The organism is Caballeronia sp. 11_S32 (assembly GCF_056930355.1).
This window is the reverse complement of sequence record NZ_JBXOWH010000004.1, coordinates 1,601,319-1,625,258: the sequence shown is the minus strand read 5'-3', so window position 1 is coordinate 1,625,258 and position 23,940 is coordinate 1,601,319. Positions and strand designations below refer to the sequence as shown.

Sequence of the window (23,940 nt, the reverse complement as noted above, 5' to 3'; positions counted from 1 at the left end):
ATGAACGAAAGCAGGCACGACGAAGACGCGACGTTCGACATCGAACTGAAGCTGATTCTGGAAGCGATCTACTTGCGATATCAGCACGACTTCCGGCACTACTCCGCGAGTTCGCTGAGAAGGCGGCTCTCGCAGGCGGTGCAGGATTTCGGCTTGCCGACGCTTTCGCATTTGCAGGAGCGCATCCTGCGCGACCCGGCGCTCTTCGCGCGACTCTTCCAGTACCTCACGGTGCAGGTGAGCGAGATGTTCCGCGACCCGCAGTATTTCCGCGCGATCCGCGAGCAGGTCGTGCCGATTCTGCAGACCTATCCGTCGATCAAGGTGTGGGTCGCCGGATGCAGCAGCGGCGAGGAACTGTGGTCGCTCGCGGTGCTTTTCGCGGAAGAGAAGATCGCCGAGCGCACCGTGTTCTACGCGACCGACATCAACGCCGAAGCGCTGCGTCACGCGGAGAACGGCATCTATCCGCTGGAGCGCATGGCGGGCTTCAGTCAGAACTATCTTGCCGCGGGCGGCAAGCGCTCGCTCTCCGACTACTATCACGCGGCCTACGGCGCGGCGAAGTTTTCACAGGCGCTCAAGTCGCGCGTGGTGTTCGCGGATCACAGTCTCGCGACCGACAGCGTGTTTCTCGAAGCGCATCTCGTGTCGTGTCGAAATGTACTGATCTATTTCGATCGCGCGCTGCAGGATCGCGCGCTCGGGCTCTTCAGCGATTCCCTCGTGCGGCGCGGCTTTCTCGGTCTCGGCAGCAAGGAAAGCCTGCGCTTTTCGCAATACGCCGACCGCTTCGCGGACTTCAATCCGCGCGAACGGCTCTACCAGAAGGTGTGACGATGTTCGACGCGGACCTCATCGGGGCAGTGGTGATCGGCGCATCGGCGGGCGGCGTCGAGGCGCTCAAGCACCTGCTGCCCGGGTTGCCGAAGACTTTCGCGCCGCCCGTGCTGATCGTCGTGCATGTGCGGCAGGGGCAGCCTAGCCTGTTGCCGGACCTCTTCGCGTCGCGCTGCGAGCTGGCCATCGAAGAGCCGTTCGACAAGGACATGATCGTGCCCGGCACCGTGTACTTCGCGCCGCCGGGCTATCACATGCTCGTCGAGGCGGAAGGCGGCGCGGCGCCCTCGATTGCGCTATCGATCGAACCGCCCGTGCGCTTCTCGCGGCCATCGGTGGATGTGCTGTTCGAATCGGCGGCGCATGCGTACGGCGAGCGGCTGCTCGGCATCGTGCTCTCGGGCGCCAATGACGACGGCGCGCGCGGCGCACGCGCGATCCGCGAGGCGGGCGGCACGTGCTGGGCGCAGGATCCCGAAACGGCCACGGCGCCCGCGATGCCGCTCGCGGCCATCGCGGAGGACGCGGTCCATGAAGTACTGACGCTGGACGAAATGGCGATGCGGCTCTCGCAATGCATCGCCCGCCAGCCATGAAAAGAAGGCAAGGAGTCACCAGATGACGCAACCCATCCACGTGCTGATCGTCGATGACATCCGCAACAACATCACCGCGCTCGAAGCATCGCTCGGGCGGCCGGATCTGTCGGTGTTGAAGGCGGAATCGGGGCCGGCCGCGCTCGAGCTTCTGCTCAAGCACGAAGTCGCGCTCGCGATTCTCGACGTCAACATGCCAGGCATGGACGGCTTCGAGCTCGCCGAGCTGATGCGCGGCAGCCCGCGCACGGCGCACGTGCCGATCATCTTTCTCACGGCGACGGCGCAGGACGGGAGCCGCACGTTCCGCGGTTATGAAGCCGGCGCGGTGGATTTTCTCTACAAGCCGTTCGATTCGCGCATCCTCAATTCGAAGGTCGATGTGTTCATCCAGATGGAGCGGCAAAAACAGCAGCTCGCGACGCAGCTCGCGACCGTGCAGCAACTGCTCGATGCGAACGAAATGCTGATGGCCGTGCTCGGCCACGATCTGCGCACGCCTCTGAGCGCGGTGATCGCGTCGGCGGAATACCTCGCGCGTTTCGTGCCGGACGAAAACGTGGCGAATATCGGCACGCGCATCAAGTCGAGCGGCATGCGCATGGTGCGCATGGTCGATCAGCTGCTGAACCTCGCGCGCCTGCGCGGCGGGCGCGTCACGTTGCAGCCGCGCTCGGTCGAACTGATGACGCTCGCGAAAAATATCGTCGATGAATACGAGGCGCGCGTCGGCAAGGGACGCATCTTCGTGCTGCGCCAGGGCGACACGCTCCTGCAAGGCGACGGCGATCTGCTCTCGCAAGTGTTTTCGAATCTCATCGGCAACGCGCTGCAGCACGGCCTCGAAGGCTCGGCGATCCAGGTGCGGCTCGAAGGCAGCGCCGACGACGTGAGCATCTCCGTGCAGAACGCGGGCGAGATTCCCGCCGAAGTCCTGCCGACGATCTTCGCGCCGTATCGTTCGGGGCAACGCCAGCATGAATCGAGCGGACTGGGGCTCGGGCTCTACATCACGCGCGAGATCGCGCAGATGCACGGCGGCGACGTCCGAGTGCGCTCGACGGCGGAAGCGGGGACGGTATTCGAAGTGAGGCTGCCGCGCACGCCGCATCCGCGTTCGGGCGAGCGCGCCGATTTGGCTCAGCCGTTTCGCCTGAGTTGACGAGCGTGTCTACAATGCGGCCTATGAATATCGGAAAGGAGAAAGTGTGATGCCAGGCCCGGATCTGGATACGAGAATCGAAACCTATTACGTGCGCGTGCGCGGCGTCGTGCAGGGCGTCGGCTTCCGGCATCACACGGTGCGCAAGGCGCATGCGCTCGGCGTGCGCGGCTGGGTCGCCAATCTCGACGACGGCTCCGTCGAAGCCATCGTCCAGGGCGCGGCCAATCAGGTCGACCTGATGCTCGAATGGCTGCGACGCGGGCCGCCGCTTGCCCGCGTCACCGAGTTTCACAGCGAGGAGCGTCACATCGAAAAGCGTTACGAGCGCTTCGAGCAGCACTAACGCGCCACGAGAAGGCTCTCCGCGAATTGCCATTCCTCGTCGCGCCACTGATGCGTGCATTCGAAGCCCGCATCGGCGGCGATCGGCGCGACTTCATCGGCTGCATACTTGTGGCTGCTTTCCGTCCAGATCGTCTCGCCTTCGCGGAACTCCGCGCGCAGGCCCGCGTCGCGCACGCGGACGGAAAGCGCGCGCTTCGCACGCAAATGCATTTCGATGCTGCGCGCATCCGGATTGAAGCGCGCGACATGCTCGAAGGCATCGAGCGGAAAATCGCCGCCCAGTTCGCGATTGATGCGCGCGAGAATATTCAGATTGAACGCGGCGGTGACGCCGATCGGGTCATCGTAGGCCGCGATCAGGACCGGCAGCGGCTTGATGAGATCGGTGCCGAGCAACAGCGCATCGCCGGGCTGCAGCATGCCGCGGATCGAGCACAGGAATTTCGTCGCGGCGAGCCGTGCGAAATTGCCGATGGTGCTGCCGAGAAACAACACGAGCAGCCTTTCGCCGTCCTTGCGCTTCGCGCTCACTTCCGACAATCCCGCGAGGTAATCGCGCTCATGCCCGACGATCGACACGCGCTCGATGTCGCTCAATTCGCGCCGGCACAACTGCAAGGCCGTGCGCGAAATTTCAATCGGATGGTAGGCGGTGGGCTGCTTTTTACACAGCGCTTCCAGAATGCGGCGCGTCTTGCGGCCGCTGCCGCTGCCCAGTTCGGCAACCTGGATATCGCCCGGCATGGCCGCGACGATATCGGCCGCATGGTCCTTCAGCACGCGCTCTTCGGCGCGCGTCACGCCGTATTCGGGCAGCGCGGTGATCACCTCGAAGAGGGCGGAGCCGACTTCGTCATACAGATACATCGAGGGCAGTTCTTTTTGGGGACGCTTGCTGAGTCCTACATACACGGCCTCTGCGAAGGCGTTGGTGAAGCGGGGGGACAAGGCAGGTTGAGTCATGACGTCTCCATCGATGCGGCGTTTTCTTCGCGTGCCATCCTCGGAAACGAAGGCACGGCGCGTGTTGCTGCGGATGCAATGACGTGAGCGGCGGATGTTCGTTCAAGTGCCGCTCGGACTTCGGGACCGGGCCGGCATCGCGCCGGACCGACAAGGGTCGCCGATCATCGTGACCGGCTAAAGACAGTCGCATGAGACGGCGTTCACGCGGCGAAGTTCACGCTGAAATGCGAAGCATGTAAGAAGCAAGAAGCGGGCGCGCCGGGATATTTCGTTTGAAGCGGGTTTTGAAGAAGGCGCACGCGCGGCGATTAGAATGCGCTCTTTCCGTTTCATTCGGCTTGCATTCACCTCAGGCACACCGCTTCTTTCGATGAATCAGCATGACCTCGCGCGCGGCATCGCGCTGTCCGTTGCCGCCTCCACGCTTTTCGCGCTCATGTCGGGCTACACGAAATGGCTCGCGCCGCTCGATGGGCTCGACATTTTCGCGTGGCGCATCGTGTGGACGCTGCCCGGCGCGCTCGCGCTCGTCGCGGTGCGAAAGCGCTGGCCGCAATTATGCGCGCTCGTTTCGAAGCTCGCCAAAACGCCGCATTTGCTGCTGGCGTTCGCCGTCGTTGCCGCGCTGCTCGCCGTGCAGCTGTGGATCTTTCTCTGGGCGCCGCTGCACGGGCGTGCGCTCGAAGTATCGCTCGGCTATTTCCTGCTGCCTCTCGCGATGGTGCTGCTCGGCCGTTTCCACTACGGCGAGCGGCTCGACGGCTTTCAGTGGGCGGGCGTCGCCGCGGCGGCCGTGGGTGTCGCGCACGAGCTGATCGTCACGCATGCGTTCGCGTGGCCGACGCTCGTCGTCATGCTCGGCTATCCGCCGTATTTCGTGTTGCGTCGCAGGCTCAATGCCGATCCGCTGGTGTCGTTCGCGGTGGAAATCATGCTGATCGCGCCCGTCGCGGCCGTCATGCTGTTCGTGCGCGGCTCGTTCGCGGATGTGGCGGGCGAGCCGCACCTGTGGATGGTGCTTCTGCCCGGACTCGGCGCCTTGAGCACGATCGCGCTTGCGTCGTATCTGCGCGCGAGCCGTCATCTGCCGCTCGCGCTCTTCGGCATCCTCGGATATGTGGAGCCCGTATTGCTGGTCGGCGTCGCCGTGCTGTTGCTCGGCGAGCCGTTTTCAGCGCGGCAACTCGGCACCTATGTGCCGATATGGATCGCCGTGGTGCTGACCGGCGTGCATAGCGCGCGTCTCGTGATGCGCGAGCGCACGCAAAAGCAGGCATTGCCGATGAGCGAGCATCACGCGAGCGTCGAGCATGAAACCGTTGCGGAGGAAGTCGAGCGCGTCGACTGATTATCTGGCAGCGCGCGTCTCGATGGCGTCGCGCAGATCACGCATGAGGCCGAGCCCGAACATCAGCTCGACGAGTATGAAGAGCGGCCCGATCAAAAGCCCGATGATGTCATCGACGAACGCGGGCTTGCGATGCTCGTAGCGCACATGCCCGACGAACTGAAACACCCAGCCGGTCACGAACATGCCGATGCCGATTGCGAGCCAAATCGGCGTGGCGTGCGACGCGGCCCACTGCCCGAACGCCGCGCTCGACGCGGACACGATGCCCATGCCGATGCCGAGCGGCACATCGAGCCATAAGTAGTAGAGCGTGGCGAGCGCGAAGAGCACCCATGCCGGCGTGAGCAGAAACGCGCCCGACAACATGGGCCATGCGGGACGGCTCAGCAACGCGGCAATCGCGAGCACGATGAGCGGAATGCCGACGAAATGTGTGGCGATATTGCGCCTGTCGCGATGGTAAGCAGCGTATTGCGACAACTGATCGGTCAGCGTGCGCATGACGGCGTCTCCAATGCTTTTATGTCACGCATGATAAGCCGTGCACCGATATCGGCAAGTAGAGCGTTTCCTTTAGTCGATTGAAGCTTTCGCGAGAAAAGTAAAAAGGCGAGCCCGAAGGCCCGCCTTGATCGAACGCACTGGATTGTTGTTTTGCAATGCCCAGTGCGCGATGCGATGACGCCGCGCTCCCTTACTTCTTCGCGGCGTCCACCTTCGCATCGGCGGCCGACTTGTTAGCGTCGCTTTGTGCCTCGACTTTTTCCTTGTCGGCCTTCGCTTGCGCCACGTTGGCATCCTTCGCTGCGTCCTGCTTCTTCTTGTCGGCCTTGCTCTGTGCAGCGTGCTTCTTCTTGTCGGCTTTCGCCTGTGCCTTGGCGGCATCACCGCGTGCGTCGGAAGCTTGTTCCGGCGTGGTCGCCTGCGCTACCTTCGCGGCTTCCTTGTTGGCGTCGGCTTGCGCCGATGCCTTGTCCTCGTTCGCCGATGCCTGCGCCTTCGCGGCATCGTGCTGCGCTTCGGCCTTCTTCTTGTTGGCGGTTGCCTGAGCTTCAGCCTTCTCGCTGTTTGCCTTCAGTTGCGCTTTGCCGGTATCGGTCGCGGCGGTTTGCGCGAATACGGTGGTGACGAGCATTGCGGATGCGAGAGCAGCGACGATCTTCTTCATGGTTTGAAACTCCCTTGATCTTTCTTTGAGGACGCGTGGCACGCAGTGCGCCGCGCTGACGGTGAAAACGCCGCGTCTTTCGATATCGTTGACTTTCTTCTGGTGACAAACAGTAACCAGTGGCGAGCAAATGAAACGGCGCGCGGTAAAAGCGGCCGGGCCTCCTGCGCTGCGCGATTCGCGTTACCGGACCGGTTCGAAAAGTTGTTACGCTTTAGCGAATTCAATTCGATTTGTAACCGCGCTTAGGGAAATTCGGAATCCGAATGGAATCTGCCTCGTGAGAGTTTGGCAACGCCGGCTTCGTGCATTTGTAATCGTTGAAATGCGCGGTTACCAACTGCAGCAGTTATTTCTTAGCCGTCTGCTTAAGATGACTCCCATGAACCCGGCCAAACGGGAACTTGGAGAAGCTCATGAAACGCGCAGCACTTGTCTTGTTGATGATCGGCAGTTTGACGGCGGCGGGCCAGGCGTCGGCGCATGGACATGGCGGCGGTCATCGCGGCGGCGGCGATGGCGGCGCGATCGTCGGCGCGCTGATCGGCGGCGCGGTGCTCGGTGCGCTGGTGTCGTCGGTGGCGAATGCACAGCCGGCCTATGCGCAGCCCGTCTATCAACAACCCGCGTATGCGCAACCCGCGTATGTGCAACCGGCGTATGCACAGCCGGAGTATGCACAGCCGGAGTATGCGCAGCCGGAGTATGCGCAACCGGTTTATGCGCAACCCGCGCAGCCGCAAGGCTATTGCTACGACAACTACCGTGGCGCCTATGTGCCGTGCGGCTACTGATCCCGTACCCGCAAAAAGGCGCGGCACGTTCGTTGCGCTGATGCGAACACGGCCGCGGCATCCGACGCGATGCCCGGCCGACACGCACACTTTGGAGACTTGCAATGAACGCGACTACGAAAAAGCTGGTGATCTCGGCGCTCGTGCTGGGCCTGTCGGGCGGTGTCTATGCGCAAGCGGGCGGCGGTGGCGGAGCGGCGGCGGGCGGATCGATGGGCGCAGGCGGTAACGGTTCATCGGGTGCCGGCTCGGCGGCCGGAGGCAAGGGCGGCGGCGTCGGCATGGGCGGCACCGGCATGGGCGGCGCGCCCGACAGCACGACCGGCACCGGTGCGAAGAGCGGCATGGGCAACGACGCCACCAACGGCATGAGCCAGGATCAAGGCACCGTGCAACGCAGCGCGCCGAATAACGGCAACATGAATTCGGGCGGCATGAAGTCGGATGGCACCGGCACGAAGAAGGCTTATTGATGTGATGCCGGCGCGCTTGCGGGTGCGATCGCCGCAGCGTCCTCGTGGCGCATTCGCGGCATCCGCCTGGTGGCGGCGCGCTTTTGAAGCGTCGCGCCATGAGTGGCGCGAGCGTGACTGAGGATGAGTGTTACTGACCGCTGGCGGAAGCCGCATCGGCCGATGCAGCCGGTTCGAACGTCTTCGCACGCAAGCTGACTTTCTCGGCGTAGGCGCGCGAGCCGCCGTAGCTCTTCAACGCGGCGTCGACATCGCCTTGAGCGGATTTCACATAGCCGTGCAGGATAGCGGAGCCGGTTTCGATATTGTCCTCGGGGTCTGTCAGATCCACATTGCGCACGAGCCTCTTGTGCGCCGACGGCACCACCTGCATCAGCCCCGTCGCGTTGTTCGGCCCTTTGGCCGTTTCCTTGAAGCGCGATTCGATCGAAATGATGGCGAGCAACAGCGCCGGCGGAAGCGAATATTTGGATGCCGACGACATGACCGCCGATGCGATGGTCTGCGCCTTCTCCTTCGCCACGCCGAATTTTCGCGTGAGTATTTCCGAAACCTTGTGACTCGCCTGCTGTGCCTGCGGATCTTGCTGAGCGGCGGACTGCGCGGTTGCGTCGCTGGCGGCGAGCGTGCCGCCGGGCGCTTCCTGCGCGAGCGCGATGTGCGCGGAACTCAATGACGAGGCAAGGGCGGCAGTGATGACGAGAAATCGGCTCATCGGATGGGGAGATCAAAGCGGAATCGCATTATAGCCACATAAAAAACCCTTGTGGATCATGTACTTGTCTTAAATATGATGTTTCGGCTCGGGAAGCGGCAGGTTTTACGTGCGCTCGGCGCGCTTGGCGGAGGGCGCCGAAATGCCCTCGCCGGCTTCGTCTGAGAGCCGCGCGAACATCGGCAGGGATGCCAGAACGACGAGCGCCGTCGCGATGAAGCCGCACGCGAGTTGCCAGCGCTCGGTGTGCGTGCTGCCGGAAACGAGCATCGTCGCCTGAATGGTGCCGGCCGCGACCGTCACGCCCAACGCCTTCATCAACTGCTGCGCGGTGCCCTGGAACGAGGTGGCGGCGGCGAGGCGCGGCTTCGGCACATCGGCGAAGGCGAGGGCGCCCATCGTCGCGAAACTCAGCGAGCGGCCGAGTCCGCCCAGCAGCAGCAACACGAAGATCGCGGCGGCGGGCCAGGCTTGCGACATCGTCGAGCAGACGAGCAGCACGGCCGCGAACACGACGCTGCCCGCGCACAGGACGGTCCGGACCGTGAAACGCCGCAGCGCGAGCGCCGTCATCGGCCGCATGCAGAACGAGCCGAGCGCGCTCGCGAACGTGACGAGGCCGCTCGCCGTCGCGCTATAGCCGAAGCCCGTCTGCAGCGTGAGCGGCACGAGAAACGGCAGCGCGCCGGCGCCCGCGCGGAACAGGCTGCCCGCAACGGTCGCCGCATGGAACGTGGGAATCGACAGCAGCGAGAAATCGATGGCCGGATTCGGCACGCGGCGGCAATGCAGCACGGTCACGCGGAACAGCAGCAGGCCGGCTGCCGCACAGATCCACGGCGCGCCCGCGGGCAGCACGCCGCGCCCGGCGCTCTCGATGCCGATCATGAACAGGCTGAGCGACGCGCCCGAGAGCAGCATGCCGCGCAGGTCGGGCGGCGTGCGGTCCTCGGGCGGCGAGGGCGGCAGCAGCTTCCAGGTGAGGACAAGCCCCACGATGCCCACCGGCACGTTCACCCAGAAGATGCTGCGCCAGGTGAGCGCGTCCGTCAGAAAGCCGCCGAGCGGAGGGCCGAGCAAGGGACCGACGAGCGCGGGCATCGTGAGCCAGGTGGTCGCCTGCAGCAGTTCCTCGCGCTTGACGCCGCGAAACAGGATCAGGCGGCCGACGGGCACCATCATCGCGCCGCCGAGGCCTTGCACGATGCGCGCGGCGAGCAGTTGCGGCAGGTTCATCGCGGCGGCGCACGCGACGGACGCGAGCGTGAAGGTTGCGATCGCCCACATGAACACGCGGCGCGCGCCGAAGCGGTCGGCGACCCAGCCGCTCGCGGGAATGAAGACCGTCAGCGCGACGAGGTAGGCGGTGATCGCGCTGGAGAGATGAACCGGATCGACGTTGAGATCGCGCGCCATCGTCGGGATGGCGGTTGCGACGATCGTGCCATCCATGTTCTGCATGAACAAGGCCGAAGCCACGACCGCGGCGGTGATGCGGAAGTTGCCGCCTTTCACGATGCGGGCCGGCTGAAGGCTTGTCGCAAGGCGTGCTGGAATGGGAGTGATTGCATGGCGCACAGTCTAGCGCGATATGCGAACGGGCGTTTTTTAGCGGATCACCGGCGAGTTACAAGCTGCGCGGCTAACCCCGCGCGAGCGCCACACTCGCCGCCATCTCCATGAAATACGGCAGTCCCGGCGTGACGCGCTGCGCGTCCTTCGCTTCGTCGTCCCAGCGGCGCAATGCAATCGCATCCCGCGCGAAGGGCTTCGCGAGGAACGCTTGCGCGGCTTCATCGTCGAATATGCCGCCTTGCAGTTGCAGGCTGCGCACTGAATCCGCCGATAGCCGCACGCGATACGACGGATCGATCGCGCAAAGGCAGCGCTTCGCATCGACATGGAGGCGAATCGGCTCTAGCACGGCGTCGGAGAAGAGCGGGCGCAGGAACGGCAGCGCGAAATACTGATGCAGGTCGTCGATGCCGCGTTCGGTCGGCGTTTCGCCCTGAAGATTCAGCAGATGCCCGAGGTCGTGCAGCAAGGCCGCGACGATGAGTTCGCGGCTCGCGCCCGCCGCCTCGGCGAGCGTCGCGCTCTGCAGCGCGTGCTGCAACTGGGTGACCGGCTCGCCGCTATAGGCGATCGCGCCGTGCTCGTGGAAGAGATGCCGGATGTCGTCGAGTGAAAGGGCCATCGTAAGGAAACGGTCGAGCAGGTATGCTGAAAGCGTGAAAACGCGCGATTGTCGCCGTGTTTCGTGACGCGATGATGGCCATGCGACGACGAATTCGATACCGATGCCATTCTCTTTCAGCCGCCGTCCCGAACTCGCCGGACTCGATCGCGCGTCACGCCGCGACGTGCGCCGCATCGCGTGGCATTTCGCGCAGCGGCACTGGACGCTGCACGCGCCCGCGTTCGCGTGGATCGTCTTCGTGCTGCTGCATACGCGCTATCACATCGTGCCGGACCGGCGCGAGTACCTGATCATCACGGCCGTGATCTTCGTGTTGGCCGTCGTCAATATCCGGCTTCATATCGCGCGCTACCTGAAACCGGCGCGCGCCATTTACGATCGGATGGGAGGCGCGGCCGCGCGCACGCTCATCGGTCGGTGAATTGTTGTGTTGCGATGCCGCAATTCGCGAAGGGACCCCGTTTTTCGCGTGTTACGATGCTCGGCGACCCGTATCCACCGAACGCAAGATGGCAACGCTATACGAAACGCTCGGCGTGGACGAGCACGCCACCGAAGAAGAAATCAAACGCGCATACCGCAAGGCGGCAATGCGCTGCCACCCCGACCGCAACGCGGGCAACGAAGACGCCGCGCGCGCGAAGTTCCAGGAAATCAAGGAAGCCTACGCCATTCTCTCCGACCCCGCGCAGCGCGAGGTGTACGACCGCATCTATGCCGAAGAGATGCGCCGCTGGGAAGAACACATGCGTCAGGAAGAGGCCGAACGCGAGGCGCGCGAAGCGAAGGAGCGCGAGGCACGCGAGGCGCTCTATGCAGAGCGCGTATCGCTCGCGATGCGTTTCGCGTCGCAAGGCTATAACCGCGATGTCGTGCTCGGCGTGCTGCTCGGCGCGCAATGCGACGAGCCCACGGCGCGGCAGATCGCGGACAGCGTGACTGCCCTGCACGAATCGCGTCAGGCCAAAGCGGAGCAGCAGGAACGCGCGGACGAACGCGGCGCGAACAAGCAAGAAGAGAAGGAAGCCGCCACCGCCGACGCTGCCAATCCGCTCGGCGCAATGTGGTTTCAGTTCCTCAACAATCTGCGTTTCTAATCGTTGACTGCTTTCGTGAGGAACGCCCTGTCTTTCGGCGGGGCGGCAAAAACCGAAGTCGAATCCCGAAGTCGAATCAAACCATAGAAGAGCGCGCCAGCATCAGGCCGCGAGTCGTTCGCCGCGCATCTTGCTTTGTCTCGGTGCGGGCGGAAAAACGCACCAGTGTCCGTCGTCGTGACGGAAGAAGAACAGCGCCCGCGATACCGCGCCATGCAGCGCCTCGACACACACATAACGGTGTCCATCGGAACGCGTGCGGCTGAACTGCCTCACATGTACCGGTACGCTGCCCGGCGCAAGCCATTTTTCGACCTGATAACGAAGGGACCGCTCATTCGCGCATTTCATTTCAGTCTCCAGCACGCGGCATTCATGAACGGGTTAACGGCCAGATGCGCCGATGTTTAAAGCCCCGATCAGTGAAACCCCTGCCGCAACGCATCACGTTCCTGAGAAAGCACATTAACTCTACGCTTTGAATCCAGAGCCGTGCCCGTTTTTGCGAAATAGCAACAGCGAGCTTTTACACGCTTTCCGCCATGCCTCGTTCATGAAAAACGCGTAACGCCGATGGACTCATCGTCATGCAACGTGATGCTCCGGGTATGTGCGCGATCGGTCATATGAAAAGTCCGATGCGTACGCTACCCGTCACTTCATCTGAAGCGAACGCCGTGCCTACGTCGTGCGAATCAAAGCGGGCGCGCGAAGCTCAGTTCGTGGCCGTCGGGATCGGTGAGATGGAAGTAGCGCTCGTTCCAGGGCGCGTCGCGCGGCGCGAATTGCGGCTCGATGCCGTGCGCCAGCACCTTCCGATAGAACGCGTCCACATCGGACACGTAGATGATGACGCGGCCCCAGAACTGGATCGGGCCGTGCGTCTCGCTGGTGAGATTGAGATACGAGTTGCCGAGCGCGAACGACGTGAACGCGTCATCCGCGCCGCCGTACAGCATGCGAAAACCGAGCGCTTCGTAGAAACGCACCGCGCGCGCCATGTCGTGCGTCGCGAGGGTGATCGCGCTCAGGCTTTCCACGCGCGCATCGTCATTTGAAGGTTCCATGCGTCCGATCGTCATCCCGGATGATGGTGATGCGAAACGAGCGACAACACCGAAAGATCGGGATGCGTGCCATCGACGATGCTCTTGCCGATATGCCGCGCATCGTCCACGGCGTCCGTCGCGGTCTTGTAGGCATCTTCGCCGTCGGCGTGGAAATGCACCGCTTCGCCGGGCGTGTCCGGGTTCGCGCCGGGCCTGCATACGTGACCGATATACACGTAGCGGTCCACCTTGGTCGGCGCCGCATGTTCGGGCGTGGGCTTCAACTGGGACAGCACGTGGATCTCGAATCCTTCGTAGTCGAAGACATGCCATTGAGCGGGTTCGTCGGGCATGATCGCCTCCTTGGTGTCGTGTTCGCTCGTCCGTCAACGTTACTCCTGTTGACGCGCTGAAGCTACCGCGGAGGCGCTCGCGCCCGCCTTGCCGAACGCGAAGCGATGCGATCAGAACGCGAGCGTCGCCGTTGCCATCACGCTGTGCGTGCTCTTTGGCCGGAGCTTGCTGAAGACGCTCGGAATCCAGCGCAGGCTCGCGGAAAGCGGGCGCTTGCCCGCAGCGACGGTGTCGTAAGTGACGATCGGGGCGAGTGGCAGATCGTGCCCTTCGAGGCTGTCCAGGCGGTTCGCGGTGGACCTCGAGTCCTTGCCGAGCTGCTGAATCGTGCCCATCACGAGACTCACGCCCACGCCATTGGCGAACTGCTTCAGGCCCATGACGTCGAACGTGAAAAGCGGGGCGTTCTGATAGTTGATCGCCGGGTTGCGCGGGTAGAACTGCATTCCCTCCACTGCGTCGAATTCGAGTCCGTATGTCGGCACGTATTTCGTGTAGGCGACTTGCGGCACGAGGGTCTGGTTGTTCAGGCTCGTGTTGGCGAGCGAGTGCTTGTCGTAGCGGCCTGTGGGCGCCCAGAAGTTGAAGCTCAGCGCGACATGATCCGTTTGCGAGAGATGATAGATAGCCCGCGACGGCGGGCGTGAAGTACATGTCGAAGAGATTCGATGCGCTATCGGTCTGGGACGCGCCGACATATCGCGAAGAGAAATTCGCGGTCACTTTGGTCCACGCATAGGGAGGCGTGATGCCCGAGGCGAAATCTCAGCCGCCTTTTCCGCCCCACACCTTGAGCATCGTGGCGAGCGTGAGCGCGATCTTCCCGTCGACGCCGACCGCGGTCATGCCCGCGAATCGCTATTTTTCGGACGAGTCGCGCCAATTTCGACGGTTTCGCCAACAGCGACAGAAAGATATCCATGAAAGATGAGATCACGTTCGAAGTGTTCACGGTTTTTCCAACGATTCGCAAGCTCAGAAAGCCGTGGCTTTCACGGAAGTCCATTCGCCGGATAAAAAATGCTGATTTTTTTTATCGGATAATCTCCGGCCTCGAACGAGGAATCCCTAGCGTGTTTCTTGATCGATGGCTCGTTCCACGCCCATGTCATGCGCATCGGCAGTGCGTGCTCGTCGTGGTTCAGTCAAACCGCAATTGCGATCGCGAATAAAAAACACGTAATCTCGAAATTTTCTCGTCTTAAGAATGAACTTCTCTGAACTTGAAATTTTCGAATTCCAGTGGCGAAAAGAAATCGTCAGTGCAATTTTGTTTGAATCGGCCATTCTGTCTGTTTAGGGAAATCACAAAAGCGCGGGGCTCGATGCAAGTCCGCGCCGAATAATTGCCGCTCATCGGCTTTTCTGCGGAGCGATGCCGTGAATCGCGACGGCGCGCAGCTTTTCAGACGGCTGCCCGAACCGGTCGCGCGGCCACGAAATTGACATCATCTTCGCGCGCGGTGGATACTTTTCGGCGCACTTGCGCGCTCTGCGCATCCGTCAGCCGTTTCCCCCTTCCGGGAGGCGCCGTGAAGCCAGCCACGACACATCGCACGGTCCTCGCGCGCGCCATGCCGCGCGCGGCCGCGCTCGTCGGCGACATGACGGCGGGCACCGTCTCCACGCTCGTCATGCTGTGCTACGCGATGAGCCTCGGCACGCTCATCTTCAGCGCCGATCTCGCACGTTACGCGGAGCTCGGCGTGCCGACCGCGCTCGTGAGTTGCATCGTCACGGCATTCGTCATCGCGCTGACGAGCTCGATGCGCATGAACATCGGCGGGCCGGACAGCAACGCGACGGCGTTTCTCGTCGGCGTCGCGGCGGGCGTCGCGAGCAGCGTGCGCGCGAACGGCGGCACGCCCACGGTCATCCTGCTGACGGTGCTCGTCGCCATTGCGCTGTGCTCGCTCGTGACGGGACTCATTCTCTTCGCGATCGGTTCATCGAAGCGCAGCCGCTCGCTGCAATTCCTGCCGTATCCGGTGATGGGCGGCTTTCTCGCGGGCACGGGCTATCTGCTGATCGCGGGCGCCTTTCGCGTGCTGACGGGCGTCGCGCTCGACTGGCACACGCTGCCGCGGCTCGTGCAACTGAGCTGGCTCGCGTGGCTGCCCGCGCTCTTCGTCGGCGCGCTCGCCACGATCCTCGCGCGCACCTGGCGGCATGCGGCCGCGTTGCCGATCACGCTCGCCATCGGCATCGCGCTGTTCTACGCGCTCCTGCGCATCGCGGGCATTTCGCCCGACGACGCGCGCGACATGGGCCTCCTGCTTCAGCATGTGCCGATGCACGCGCTGCATATTCCCGAGCTGCATCTGCCGACATCGCTCGCGCGCGGCGAGATCGACTGGCGCGCGATCGTCGCGCATCTGCCCGAGACGCTCATCGTGACGTCGGTGTCGGCGATCACGATCATCATGAACTCGACCGCGATGGGCGCGGCGACGGGACAGGACATCGACCTCAATCGCGAGATGCGCGCGGCGGGCCTCGCGAATATCGCGAGCGGTCTCTTCGGCGGCATGGTCGGCTATCAGTCGTACAACCGCTCGATGCTCAACACGCGCGCCGGCGCGACGAGCCGTGCCGCGGGCGTGTTCGCCGCGCTCGCGTGTCTTTTCGTGCTGATCGCATCGCCCGATCTCGTCTCGCTCTTTCCGGTGCCGGTGCTCGTCGGCATGCAGATCTACATGGGCCTGCGGCTCATGATGGACTGGCTGGTCGGCGCATATCGCAAGCTCTCGTGGCACGAGTATCTGCTCGTGCCGCTGATTCTCGCGGTGATCGCGTTCTATGGCGTGATCGCGGGCGTCGTGGCGGGCGTGGTCGCGGCGTGCGTGACGTTCGCGCTGCTCTATGGCCGCGCGGGGTGCGTGCGCATGGAGTTCGACGGCCGCACGCGCACCTCGAATGTGGAGCGCAGCATCGAGGAGACGCGCTTTCTGCGCGATCGCGGCGACGAGCTCTGCGGCGTCTGCCTGCAAGGCTTCCTGTTCTTCGGCTCCGCGAACTCGATGCTGCAGCGTATCCGCGAGCGCATTCGCTCGCACGGTCCGCGTCCCGTGCGCTATGTCGTGCTCGACTTCGCGTCGACCAACGGCATGGATGCATCCGTGTCGCTCGCGTTCGTGAAGCTGCGTCAGGCGTGCGCCGCGATCGGCGCGGACCTCGTGCTGACCGCGCTGCCGTACAACTCGCGCGCGCTGCTGAGGCGCACGGGCGCGCTCGCGCTCGGCATCCGCGAGTTCGACACGCTCGATGCGGGCCTCGAATGGGTCGAGGCGCAGCAGCTCGCCACATTGACGCGCGCGCTGACGCCGAGCGCGCCGTCCGGCGATTTTCGCGCGATGCTCGCGCCGCACTTCACGGCGCATGCGCTGGAGGGGCTGGGCGCTCTGCTCGACGTGTGCGACATCGGCGCGGGCGAGGTGCTGTTCCGGCGCGGCGATGCGGGCGATGCGCTGTATATCGTCGAGGAGGGCCGCGTGACGGTCTCGCTGCCGCTCGCCGACGGGCGCTCGGTGCGGCTGCGCTCGTTCGGGCCGGGCACGATCATCGGCGAGATGGCGGTCTATACGAACGCGCCGCGCAGCGCGGATGTCGTCGCCGACGAGCGCGCGCGCCTGCGCCGTCTCACGCTCGCCGCATTGCACAAGCTCGAACTCGACGACCCGGTGACCGCGCAGGAATGGCATCGCTTCGTCGTGAAGATGATGGCTTCGCGGCTCGCCGTCGCGGACGAGGCGTTGCGCGCGGCGTCGTGAGCGCGCATCGTTTGTAGCGATGCGCGCCCCGGCGCATGCCGGTCAGTTGTCGCGTTCGCTTCCCTTGATGCGGCCTTCGAAAATCGCGGTATTGATCTCCCAGTCGTCGATCGTGGCGTAGCCGCGGCCATCGACGGTCGCGAGCACGGCACGTCCGCCGACGATGCGCTTCATCTGCTCCGGCGTGAGCGAGGCTTCGTCGCGCTGCTCGGGATTGGTCGGCAGGTCCTTGATGGCAAGCGTGCGTTTCATGATGGTTCTCCCAGGCTAAGTGGATTCGAACGAGTTGAGCACGGCACATGCTCGCCCGGATTTTTGCAAGGCCCATGCCATTCGTCAGAACGCGCCGGGAGATCGGCGCAAACGCAGATGCCGCGCGGTTCTGCGTGACGCTTGCTCGCGGCCCGACCGAACGGTATGTTGGACGCGCGCGAACAGATACGCGATCTGCTGTTGGCGCACGAAGCCGCACATCATCGAGGCCGACACCATGACCCACACTCTTCGCGCTGTGTTTGCGATGACGCTCGCCGTCGTCATGAGCGGCGCGCTCGCGGAAGGCGCGCCGCAGTCCATCGCCATGCTCGACTGCACGCTCATCGACGACAACGCCGCTTACAACGACGCGGAGATCGACCGCATCCAGTCCGCGCGCCTCGCGATGGTGAGCGGCGCGTTGCGCGACGACCTGCGCGAGCGCGCGCTCTTTCAGGTCGCCGACAACGCGAAGGCGGGCGACCTGATCGCCTCGCTGCAAGGCGCGCAGGACATGAGCGCGTGCAACGGCTGCGAGTTGCGCGTGGCGAAGCTCATCGGTGCGTCGCGCGTCGGTGTGTGCTGGGTGCAGAAGATCAGCAATCTGATCCTCAACATGAACCTGCGCGTGGAAGATGCCGCCAGCGGCGCGACGCTCTTTCAGCGCTCGGTCGACATACGCGGCAACACGGACCTGTCGTGGAAGCGCGGCGCGAAGGCGCTCGTCGATCTGCTCGCGAGCGATCCATCCGCGACCCGCTGAATGGCGCGACGCAGCATCCGATTCGCGGCGCCGCCCGAATTCGGGAATTTCTCCCGGCCGATGCCGTTGCCACGGCGGCGCGGATTGGGCTAAGTTGGACTTGCAGCGCGCGCGGGGCATTGCGCCGCGCGCGTGCCCGCACGAACTCGAATAATCGAAATGAACCGCTGGAGACGACCATGCAAGTCAGATTCAAGGCGGCGCGCATTGCCTGCGCGTCGGTCATCGCGCCATCGCTCGCATTGGCCGCCGCACTGGCCGCGAACGCCGCGCACGCCGCCGCGCCGACCGCCTATGTGACGACCGAGAACGCCGGCGTCGCCGTCATCGATCTCGACAACCTGTCGCTCGCGAAGACCTGGGACGTCGGCAAGGACGGCCCGCGCGGTCTCTCGCTGAACAAGGACGGCACGCGTCTTTACGTGGCCAACAAGGCGACGGGCGATCTCTCGGAGTTCGATACATCGACGGGCAAGGTCGCGCGGCGCGCGAAGATCGGCAAGAATCCCGAGTTCGTGCGCGTCTTCGGCGCCTATGCGTACGTGACCTACGAGCCCGGCGAAAGCGGCGGGCCGCCGAAGCCGGGCGAGCCGGAGAAAGACGACGACGCCAACTCGCCGCCCGCGGAGATCGCCATCGTCGATCTGAAGACGATGAAGGTCACGCATTCGGTCAAGAGCGGCCACGAGACCGAGGGCGTCGAGTTCTCGCCCGACGGCAAGCTGATTCTCGTCACCAACGAGGGCGACGACACGGTGTCGGTGTATCGCGTGGGGACGGGCAAGCCGGTGCGCACGGTGAAGCTGTCGAAAGGCTCGCGTCCGCGCGGCATCAAGGTGTCGCCCGACGGCAAGCAGTATATCGTCACGCTGGAGAACGCGAACAAGTTCGTCGTGCTCGATGGCAAGAGCCTGAAGGCGGTGAAGACCGTCGACACGAAGACGGGCCCGTACGGTGTGTCGTTCGATCCGTCGGGCAAGCGGCTGCTCGTGGCCGCATCGCGCGACAAAACGCTGCAGGTCTTCGATGGCTCGACCTACGAGCACGTGCAGGATGTGCCCATCGGCCAGCGCTGCTGGCACTTCAGCTTCACGCCGGATGGCTCGAAGCTCTTGCTCGCGTGCGGGCGCTCGAACGCGGTCTATGTGCTCGACGGCTCCGACTACAAGGAGGTCAAGCAGATCGGCGATCTGCCGCTCGCATGGGGCATCGTGACGTATCCGCCGAGCGCGGGATCGATCGTGGGACGTTGAGCGGAAGCTGACAGGTTCGAAGCAATGGCCGCCGAGCGCGGCCATTTCGTTTCATGCAGCATTTCGTTGCGCGAATCGTCATGCGCCGCATCCCGGGCAGTTGATAGTATCGACTGCGGGCTCGCTGCGTCGATGCAACATTGTTCGACAGTTCATCCTGGCACGACGGGGATAATGCGAGTTCGCCTGAGCGTATCGACCGCCCGGAATCTCCTGTCCGGTGCGCGTGCTCGCTTTCCTACGGCCCACCCCTCAAGATGCCCAAGATCTCCATCGTCGTCCCTACCTGCAACGCCGAACGATTCATCGTCGACACGCTTCGCTCCGTCCTGACGCAAGACGAGGACTTCGAGATTCTCGTCCTCGACGACGCCAGCAAGGACAACACGCTCGAACTCGTGCGCGGACTCGACGACGCACGCATCCGCATCCTTGCGCTCGAACACAATCAGGGACGTGCCGGCAACGTCAATCGAGCATTCGATCTTTGCCGCGGCGAATATATCGCTCGCATCGATCACGACGATATCGCCGAGCCGGGCCGCTTGCGCACTCAGGCAGCGTATCTCGACGCAAATCCGGAGATCACGGTCGTCGGATCACAGGTCCGGCATTTCGATCAGGACGACACCGTCAGCCGCTTTCCGCTCGACGACAGCAGGATCAAGGCGTGCCTTCTCGCGGGCGCCGCGTGTCTTGCGAATTCGGGCGCCATGTTCAGGCGCGACTTCGTTCAGCGCCACAAGATTCGTTACGACCCGAACCTGCATTTCGCCGACGATCGCGGATTCTGGTTCGACTTCATGCTGAAGGGCGCGCGCTTCGCGAATCTTCCCGAGGTGCTGACCGCGTGCCGCATTCACGCGGACATGAGCTCGCGCAGGCTCGACCCGAATCTGCTGAATGAAGGCGAGACGCGCCTCCTTGCACGCATGTTGCCCGTCAGCTTCCCGCGCGTGACCAGCGAGGACGTGCGCAATTTGTGCAAGCTGCATGAGTCCCCCTTGAAGCCCGAGCCCGACGCCGACGTGCTCGCGCGCATCTTCGAATCGCTGGGCGTCGCGCTGTCCGAGATCGACGGGCGACTGGGCGCGGACCGCGGCGAGCTGACGGAGCTGCTTTTCCGGCGTCTCACCTCGAAGTGGAACGAATCGCACGCGGTGTATCCGCGCGACGACCAGGACAGGCACCGCTGCTGCGCCGCGCTGGCCGAAGCGATGGGCCGCGCGATGCAGGACGCGGCCTGATCCCGTCGTGCAATCCCGCGCGCCGGTTTCCGTATCAAACCTTCATGCACCATGCCCAAGATCTCCGTAGTCGTTCCGACATATAACGCCAGCCGATTCATCGTCGAGACCTTGCAGTCGCTGCTGCGCCAGGACGCGGATTTCGAAATCGTGCTGGTGGACGACGCCAGCAAGGACGACACGCTCGAACTCGCGCGCCGGCTGGATGATCCGCGCATCCGCATCTTTGCGCTCGAGCACAACCAGGGCCGCGCGAGCAACGCGAATCGCGCGTTCGACCTGTGCCGCGGCGACTATATCGCGCGCATCGATCACGACGACATAGCGGAGGCGGGCCGCTTGCGCAAGCAGGCGGAGTTCCTCGACGCCAATCCCGGCATCACGGTGGTCGGCACGCAGATCCGGCATTTCGACGAAGACGAGCTCGTCAGCGACTTCCCGCTCGACGACGCCAATATCAAGGCGCGCTTCGTGTCCGGTGCTGCCTATATCGCCAATCCGAGCACGATGTTCCGCCGCGAGTTCGTTCAGCGCCACGCGATCCGCTATGACCCGACGCTCAATATCGTCGACGATCTCGACTTCTGGTTTCACTGCATGCAGCACGGCGCGCGCTTCGCCAACCTGCCTGAGGCGCTCACGGCCTATCGCATTCATGGTGGCATGACTTCGCTCAATCTCGATCTTCCGGGGCTGTACGAGGCCAAGATCAGGCTGTATACGCGCATGCTGCAGGCGTTCTATCCGCGTCTCACGGGGCGAGACATCGCCAACGTGTGCCAGCTTCATGCGTGTTGGCTGGACATCGACATGCACATGGACATGGACGCGGTGCTCGCGCTGCATCGTTCCGTTGGCGTCGCGGTGTCGGAAATCGATCTGAGCTGGGGCGCGAATCCGGCCCAGCTCGAAGGCTCGTTGCTCGGACTGCTCGGCGACACGATGAAGCGCAGAGACGAACAGCATCCGCGCACCGAAGCGGAGCAGCATCGCTGCGATGCCGCGATCTGGGACGGCATCAACGCGCGCGGCATGCCGTGGAAGTCGTATCAGGAATGAGCCGCGCGCGCTGGCTGACGCATCACTTCCACGCGTAGCGCATCCCCACCCACACGCCGCGCGGCGCACCGACACCAAGAAACTGTTCGTTCACCGTTGCTCCGTTGTTGAACGTATGGTTCGGCCCGTCGAAGAAGTTCTGGCCGAGAATCGCGAAGTTCGCGTAGCGCTTGTTCAGCAGGTTCTTCACCGTTGCATAGACCTGCAACTGCTTCGTCACGTTGTAGGTCGTGTCGAGATCGATCAGGAAATAGCCCGCGACGCTGCCGTTCACGTCCTGATTGTTCTCGTCGCCGCGCGCGAAGATATTGCTGCGATACGTGAGGTTCGCGCCGATGTTCCAGCGCGAGACCGGGTTGTAGTCGAGGCGCATCTTCACCGTATTCGCCGGGATGCCCGGAATGCGGTCGCCCGAATGCACGGTGATGTTGCCGTCGCCGTCCGCGCTCGAGTTGCTCGCGCTGCTCTCGGTCCACGTCGAGCGATACGTCGCGTTCACATAGCTGTAGCTCGCCGCAACGCCCACCGGTCCCCATTGCGTGCGGCCCGCCAGTTCGAAGCCCTGCCGCCGCGTCTTGCCGACGTTCTGGAAATAGCCGAGCGTGCTTCCCGCGCCCTGAGCGCTGACGAACTGGATGTCGTCGGACAGCGTCGTGCTGTAGGCGGCGGCGCTCCATGTCGTATGGCTGCCGACGCGCCCGCGCGCGCCGATCTCGAATGTCTTCGAGATCACCGGCTTCAGGTCGGGGTCCGCGATGAAATCATTGGGCAGCGAGCAGGGCGCCGCCGGGTCCGCGCACGCGAGCTCGATCGCGGTTGGCGAGCGCATGCCTTCGTTGTAGGTCGCGTAGGCCGTGAAGTACGGCGTCGGATTCCAGTTGAAGCCGATGGCCGGATTGAAGCGCGAGAACGTGTGATTGCCGTCGAGCAGAGGCTGCACGCCGCTTTCGTCGCCGATAGTCGCCTTCGCCCAGTTATAGCGGCCCGCGAGCGTCATCGACCATTGCTCGGTGAAGGAGAACGTGTTCTCGAAGTAGATGCCCCAGTTCTCGTTGCGTGTCTTCGCGTCGGTCTGCGGCACGAACGGACCGGTGCCGATGGTCGCGCGCGTATCGGTGAATTCCGCCGGCTGCGACGCCTGCGTGAAATGTGAATTGGCGAAGTCGCCCGCCGCGCCGATGATCAGCTGGTTGTCATGGCCGAACAGGTTGTTGAGCAGCGTGAGCTGCAGGCTCGCGCCATAGCTGTCCGTCACGATCACGGACTGATCGTTGAAGGCCTGCGTGAGCTCGTCCGCATCGTCGCCGTTCGGGTCGAAGTCTTCGTTGACGTTGCTGCTCACGTTCTTGTTGCGATAGTGCCGGTAGTACACGTTGCCGCTCAACTGCACGTTCGGCGTGAAGTAGTGCTCGCCGTTGATCGTCAGATAGCCGACCTGATTCTCGTTCGTGTCGGGGAACGTATAGGCCTGGCGGAAGTTGTCCATGAACGAGCGCGGAATCGTCTGCGAGCCGTTCAGCGTGTTGTCGGCGCCGCCCATCGATACGGAGATGGTCGTATCGGCGTCGGTGTAGCGAAGCTTGCCGAACGCCTGACGAATGCGGCTCGAGTTGTGATCGGCCCAGCCGTTGTCGTTCGTGACATTCGCGGTGAAGTAGTAGTCGAGGTGATCGCCGATCACGCCGCCCTGTTCGATCTGCGCGGCCTTGCGTCCCCACGAGCCGAAGCTCAGGTCCACGTTGCCGCCGGGATTGCTGCGGCCATTCTTGGTCGTCACCGCGACGGCGCCGCCGAGCGTGTTGAGGCCGAAGGTCGGATTCGAGCCGGGGATGATCTGCATCGTCTGGATCGCGGCCTGCGGAATCAGGTCCCAGTTGACGACATCGCCGAAAGGCTCGTTGATGCGCACGCCGTCCATGAACACCGACAATCCCTGCGGCGTGCCGAGCAGCGGCGAGGCCGTGAAGCCGCGATAGTTGATGTCGGTCTGCCACGGATTGCCTTGCGCATCGTTGGTATCGACGCTCACGGCGTTCTTCTGCAGGTAATCGGCAACGGTCGGCGAATGCTGCGCTTCGATCTCGCTGCCCTTGATGGTCTGCACGTTCGCGGGCACTTTCTCGAGCGGCGTGCCGACACCGACGAGCGGCGTGGTGCCGACGACGATGATCGAAGGCAGCTCGGTATTCGGCGGCGTATCGGCCTGCGCGACGGACGCCGGTGCGGGCGCTTCGGTGGTATCGGCTGCATCGGCGGGCGGCGTCTGCGCCCACGCGGCCACCGTGATGCTCGCGAATGCGCTGCCGAAGAGAAGCCGCAAGCCTGCTCGGGGTTTGAACGGATGCGCGGGCGCGGGCTTGCGCGGCATGCTCTTCATCGTCGTCTCCTCTCTCTTTTTTGATCCACGCGCAAAGAATGTTTCGTTCACTGAAAGCGTCGCATAAGAATGCGCGTGTGGACCGGGAGCTTTTCCCGATCGC

At 63.7% G+C, this 23,940-nt stretch carries 26 protein-coding genes; 14 read left to right on the top strand and 12 right to left on the bottom strand.

Features of this window, described 5'->3' with window-relative positions; translation table 11 throughout:
* Genes AC1Z32_RS33685 through AC1Z32_RS33670 form a run of 4 tightly spaced genes read left to right on the top strand, consistent with a single transcriptional unit; the run spans position 1 to position 2,944 of the window.
* The gene (locus tag AC1Z32_RS33685; protein ID WP_483483136.1) at positions 1–837 is read left to right on the top strand and encodes a CheR family methyltransferase; all 837 of its coding nucleotides are present in this window, start codon (positions 1–3) and stop codon (positions 835–837) included.
* Positions 838–839: 2 nt separating this feature from the next.
* Positions 840–1,436, top strand: a complete 597-nt coding sequence (locus AC1Z32_RS33680) for a chemotaxis protein CheB (protein ID WP_483483135.1) — start codon at positions 840–842, stop codon at positions 1,434–1,436.
* 22 nt (positions 1,437–1,458) lie between these two features.
* A complete protein-coding gene (locus tag AC1Z32_RS33675) occupies positions 1,459–2,598 on the top strand; it encodes a hybrid sensor histidine kinase/response regulator (RefSeq protein WP_483483134.1) in 1,140 nt (379 codons plus the stop codon).
* Positions 2,599–2,647: 49 nt separating this feature from the next.
* Complete coding sequence (locus AC1Z32_RS33670) at positions 2,648–2,944, top strand: acylphosphatase (RefSeq protein ID WP_062605103.1); 297 nt, start codon at positions 2,648–2,650, stop codon at positions 2,942–2,944.
* On the opposite strand, the gene egtD is transcribed toward AC1Z32_RS33670, so the two are convergent.
* Entirely contained in the window at positions 2,941–3,909 is a 969-nt protein-coding gene (egtD, locus tag AC1Z32_RS33665) for an L-histidine N(alpha)-methyltransferase (RefSeq protein ID WP_483483133.1), read from the bottom strand. The two genes, AC1Z32_RS33670 and egtD, sit on opposite strands and share 4 nt — an antisense overlap.
* 373 nt (positions 3,910–4,282) lie before the next feature.
* Between egtD and rarD the strand changes: the two genes are divergently transcribed.
* Positions 4,283–5,260 carry an EamA family transporter RarD gene (rarD, locus tag AC1Z32_RS33660; RefSeq protein ID WP_483483132.1) on the top strand — a complete coding sequence of 326 codons (978 nt, stop codon included), beginning with the start codon at positions 4,283–4,285 and terminating at the stop codon, positions 5,258–5,260.
* Here rarD and AC1Z32_RS33655 read toward each other — a convergent pair whose 3' ends face one another.
* Both AC1Z32_RS33655 and AC1Z32_RS33650 read right to left on the bottom strand, forming a co-directional pair.
* Positions 5,261–5,764 (bottom strand): Mpo1 family 2-hydroxy fatty acid dioxygenase, encoded by a 504-nt coding sequence (locus AC1Z32_RS33655; protein ID WP_483483131.1) that lies wholly within the window; start codon positions 5,762–5,764, stop codon positions 5,261–5,263. It lies immediately after the preceding gene.
* 193 nt (positions 5,765–5,957) lie between these two features.
* Positions 5,958–6,431, bottom strand: coding sequence for a hypothetical protein (locus AC1Z32_RS33650; protein WP_062605099.1), 474 nt, complete (start codon positions 6,429–6,431; stop codon positions 5,958–5,960).
* Between the two features lie 416 nt (positions 6,432–6,847).
* On the opposite strand from AC1Z32_RS33650, the gene AC1Z32_RS33645 reads away from it, so the two are divergent.
* Entirely contained in the window at positions 6,848–7,225 is a 378-nt protein-coding gene (locus tag AC1Z32_RS33645) for a hypothetical protein (protein WP_483483130.1), read from the top strand.
* Positions 7,226–7,329: 104 nt separating this feature from the next.
* Positions 7,330–7,698: a hypothetical protein gene (locus AC1Z32_RS33640; RefSeq protein ID WP_483483129.1), complete on the top strand. Its 369-nt coding sequence runs from the start codon at positions 7,330–7,332 to the stop codon at positions 7,696–7,698.
* A 130-nt stretch (positions 7,699–7,828) separates the two neighbouring features.
* On the opposite strand, the gene AC1Z32_RS33635 is transcribed toward AC1Z32_RS33640, so the two are convergent.
* The 3 genes from AC1Z32_RS33635 to AC1Z32_RS33625 all read right to left on the bottom strand — a co-directional run bounded on the left by AC1Z32_RS33635 (position 7,829) and on the right by AC1Z32_RS33625 (position 10,610).
* A complete protein-coding gene (locus AC1Z32_RS33635) occupies positions 7,829–8,413 on the bottom strand; it encodes a transglycosylase SLT domain-containing protein (protein WP_483483128.1) in 585 nt (194 codons plus the stop codon).
* 105 nt (positions 8,414–8,518) lie between these two features.
* Positions 8,519–9,928: a DHA2 family efflux MFS transporter permease subunit gene (locus AC1Z32_RS33630; protein ID WP_483483127.1), complete on the bottom strand. Its 1,410-nt coding sequence runs from the start codon at positions 9,926–9,928 to the stop codon at positions 8,519–8,521.
* Between the two features lie 127 nt (positions 9,929–10,055).
* Positions 10,056–10,610, bottom strand: coding sequence for a phosphonate degradation HD-domain oxygenase (locus AC1Z32_RS33625; RefSeq protein ID WP_483483126.1), 555 nt, complete (start codon positions 10,608–10,610; stop codon positions 10,056–10,058).
* A gap of 103 nt (positions 10,611–10,713) precedes the next feature.
* Here AC1Z32_RS33625 and AC1Z32_RS33620 point away from each other — a divergent pair, with 103 nt between their 5' ends.
* Complete coding sequence (locus AC1Z32_RS33620) at positions 10,714–11,034, top strand: hypothetical protein (protein ID WP_483483125.1); 321 nt, start codon at positions 10,714–10,716, stop codon at positions 11,032–11,034.
* Positions 11,035–11,122: 88 nt separating this feature from the next.
* Positions 11,123–11,710, top strand: a complete 588-nt coding sequence (locus tag AC1Z32_RS33615) for a J domain-containing protein (protein WP_483483124.1) — start codon at positions 11,123–11,125, stop codon at positions 11,708–11,710.
* Between the two features lie 102 nt (positions 11,711–11,812).
* Here AC1Z32_RS33615 and AC1Z32_RS33610 read toward each other — a convergent pair whose 3' ends face one another.
* From AC1Z32_RS33610 to AC1Z32_RS33595, 4 genes are all read right to left on the bottom strand, one after another.
* The gene (locus AC1Z32_RS33610; protein WP_483483123.1) at positions 11,813–12,061 is read right to left on the bottom strand and encodes a hypothetical protein; all 249 of its coding nucleotides are present in this window, start codon (positions 12,059–12,061) and stop codon (positions 11,813–11,815) included.
* Positions 12,062–12,405: 344 nt separating this feature from the next.
* A complete protein-coding gene (locus AC1Z32_RS33605) occupies positions 12,406–12,777 on the bottom strand; it encodes a VOC family protein (protein ID WP_483483122.1) in 372 nt (123 codons plus the stop codon).
* An 11-nt stretch (positions 12,778–12,788) separates the two neighbouring features.
* Complete coding sequence (locus AC1Z32_RS33600; RefSeq protein ID WP_483483121.1) at positions 12,789–13,112, bottom strand: hypothetical protein; 324 nt, start codon at positions 13,110–13,112, stop codon at positions 12,789–12,791.
* Between the two features lie 111 nt (positions 13,113–13,223).
* Entirely contained in the window at positions 13,224–13,811 is a 588-nt protein-coding gene (locus tag AC1Z32_RS33595; RefSeq protein ID WP_483483120.1) for a transporter, read from the bottom strand.
* An 876-nt stretch (positions 13,812–14,687) separates the two neighbouring features.
* Between AC1Z32_RS33595 and AC1Z32_RS33590 the strand changes: the two genes are divergently transcribed.
* Positions 14,688–16,883, top strand: a complete 2,196-nt coding sequence (locus AC1Z32_RS33590) for a SulP family inorganic anion transporter (RefSeq protein ID WP_483483377.1) — start codon at positions 14,688–14,690, stop codon at positions 16,881–16,883.
* A gap of 42 nt (positions 16,884–16,925) precedes the next feature.
* Here AC1Z32_RS33590 and AC1Z32_RS33585 read toward each other — a convergent pair whose 3' ends face one another.
* Positions 16,926–17,135 carry a hypothetical protein gene (locus AC1Z32_RS33585; RefSeq protein ID WP_483483119.1) on the bottom strand — a complete coding sequence of 70 codons (210 nt, stop codon included), beginning with the start codon at positions 17,133–17,135 and terminating at the stop codon, positions 16,926–16,928.
* 238 nt (positions 17,136–17,373) lie between these two features.
* On the opposite strand from AC1Z32_RS33585, the gene AC1Z32_RS33580 reads away from it, so the two are divergent.
* From AC1Z32_RS33580 to AC1Z32_RS33565, 4 genes are all read left to right on the top strand, one after another.
* Positions 17,374–17,901, top strand: coding sequence for a DUF3280 domain-containing protein (locus tag AC1Z32_RS33580; RefSeq protein WP_483483118.1), 528 nt, complete (start codon positions 17,374–17,376; stop codon positions 17,899–17,901).
* 179 nt (positions 17,902–18,080) lie between these two features.
* Positions 18,081–19,154 carry a beta-propeller fold lactonase family protein gene (locus tag AC1Z32_RS33575; protein WP_483483117.1) on the top strand — a complete coding sequence of 358 codons (1,074 nt, stop codon included), beginning with the start codon at positions 18,081–18,083 and terminating at the stop codon, positions 19,152–19,154.
* Between the two features lie 257 nt (positions 19,155–19,411).
* A complete protein-coding gene (locus AC1Z32_RS33570) occupies positions 19,412–20,401 on the top strand; it encodes a glycosyltransferase family 2 protein (protein ID WP_483483116.1) in 990 nt (329 codons plus the stop codon).
* A gap of 51 nt (positions 20,402–20,452) precedes the next feature.
* Positions 20,453–21,460 carry a glycosyltransferase family 2 protein gene (locus AC1Z32_RS33565; protein ID WP_483483115.1) on the top strand — a complete coding sequence of 336 codons (1,008 nt, stop codon included), beginning with the start codon at positions 20,453–20,455 and terminating at the stop codon, positions 21,458–21,460.
* 22 nt (positions 21,461–21,482) lie between these two features.
* Here AC1Z32_RS33565 and AC1Z32_RS33560 read toward each other — a convergent pair whose 3' ends face one another.
* The gene (locus AC1Z32_RS33560; protein WP_483483114.1) at positions 21,483–23,837 is read right to left on the bottom strand and encodes a TonB-dependent receptor; all 2,355 of its coding nucleotides are present in this window, start codon (positions 23,835–23,837) and stop codon (positions 21,483–21,485) included.
* Between the last annotated feature and the right edge of the window lie 103 nt (positions 23,838–23,940).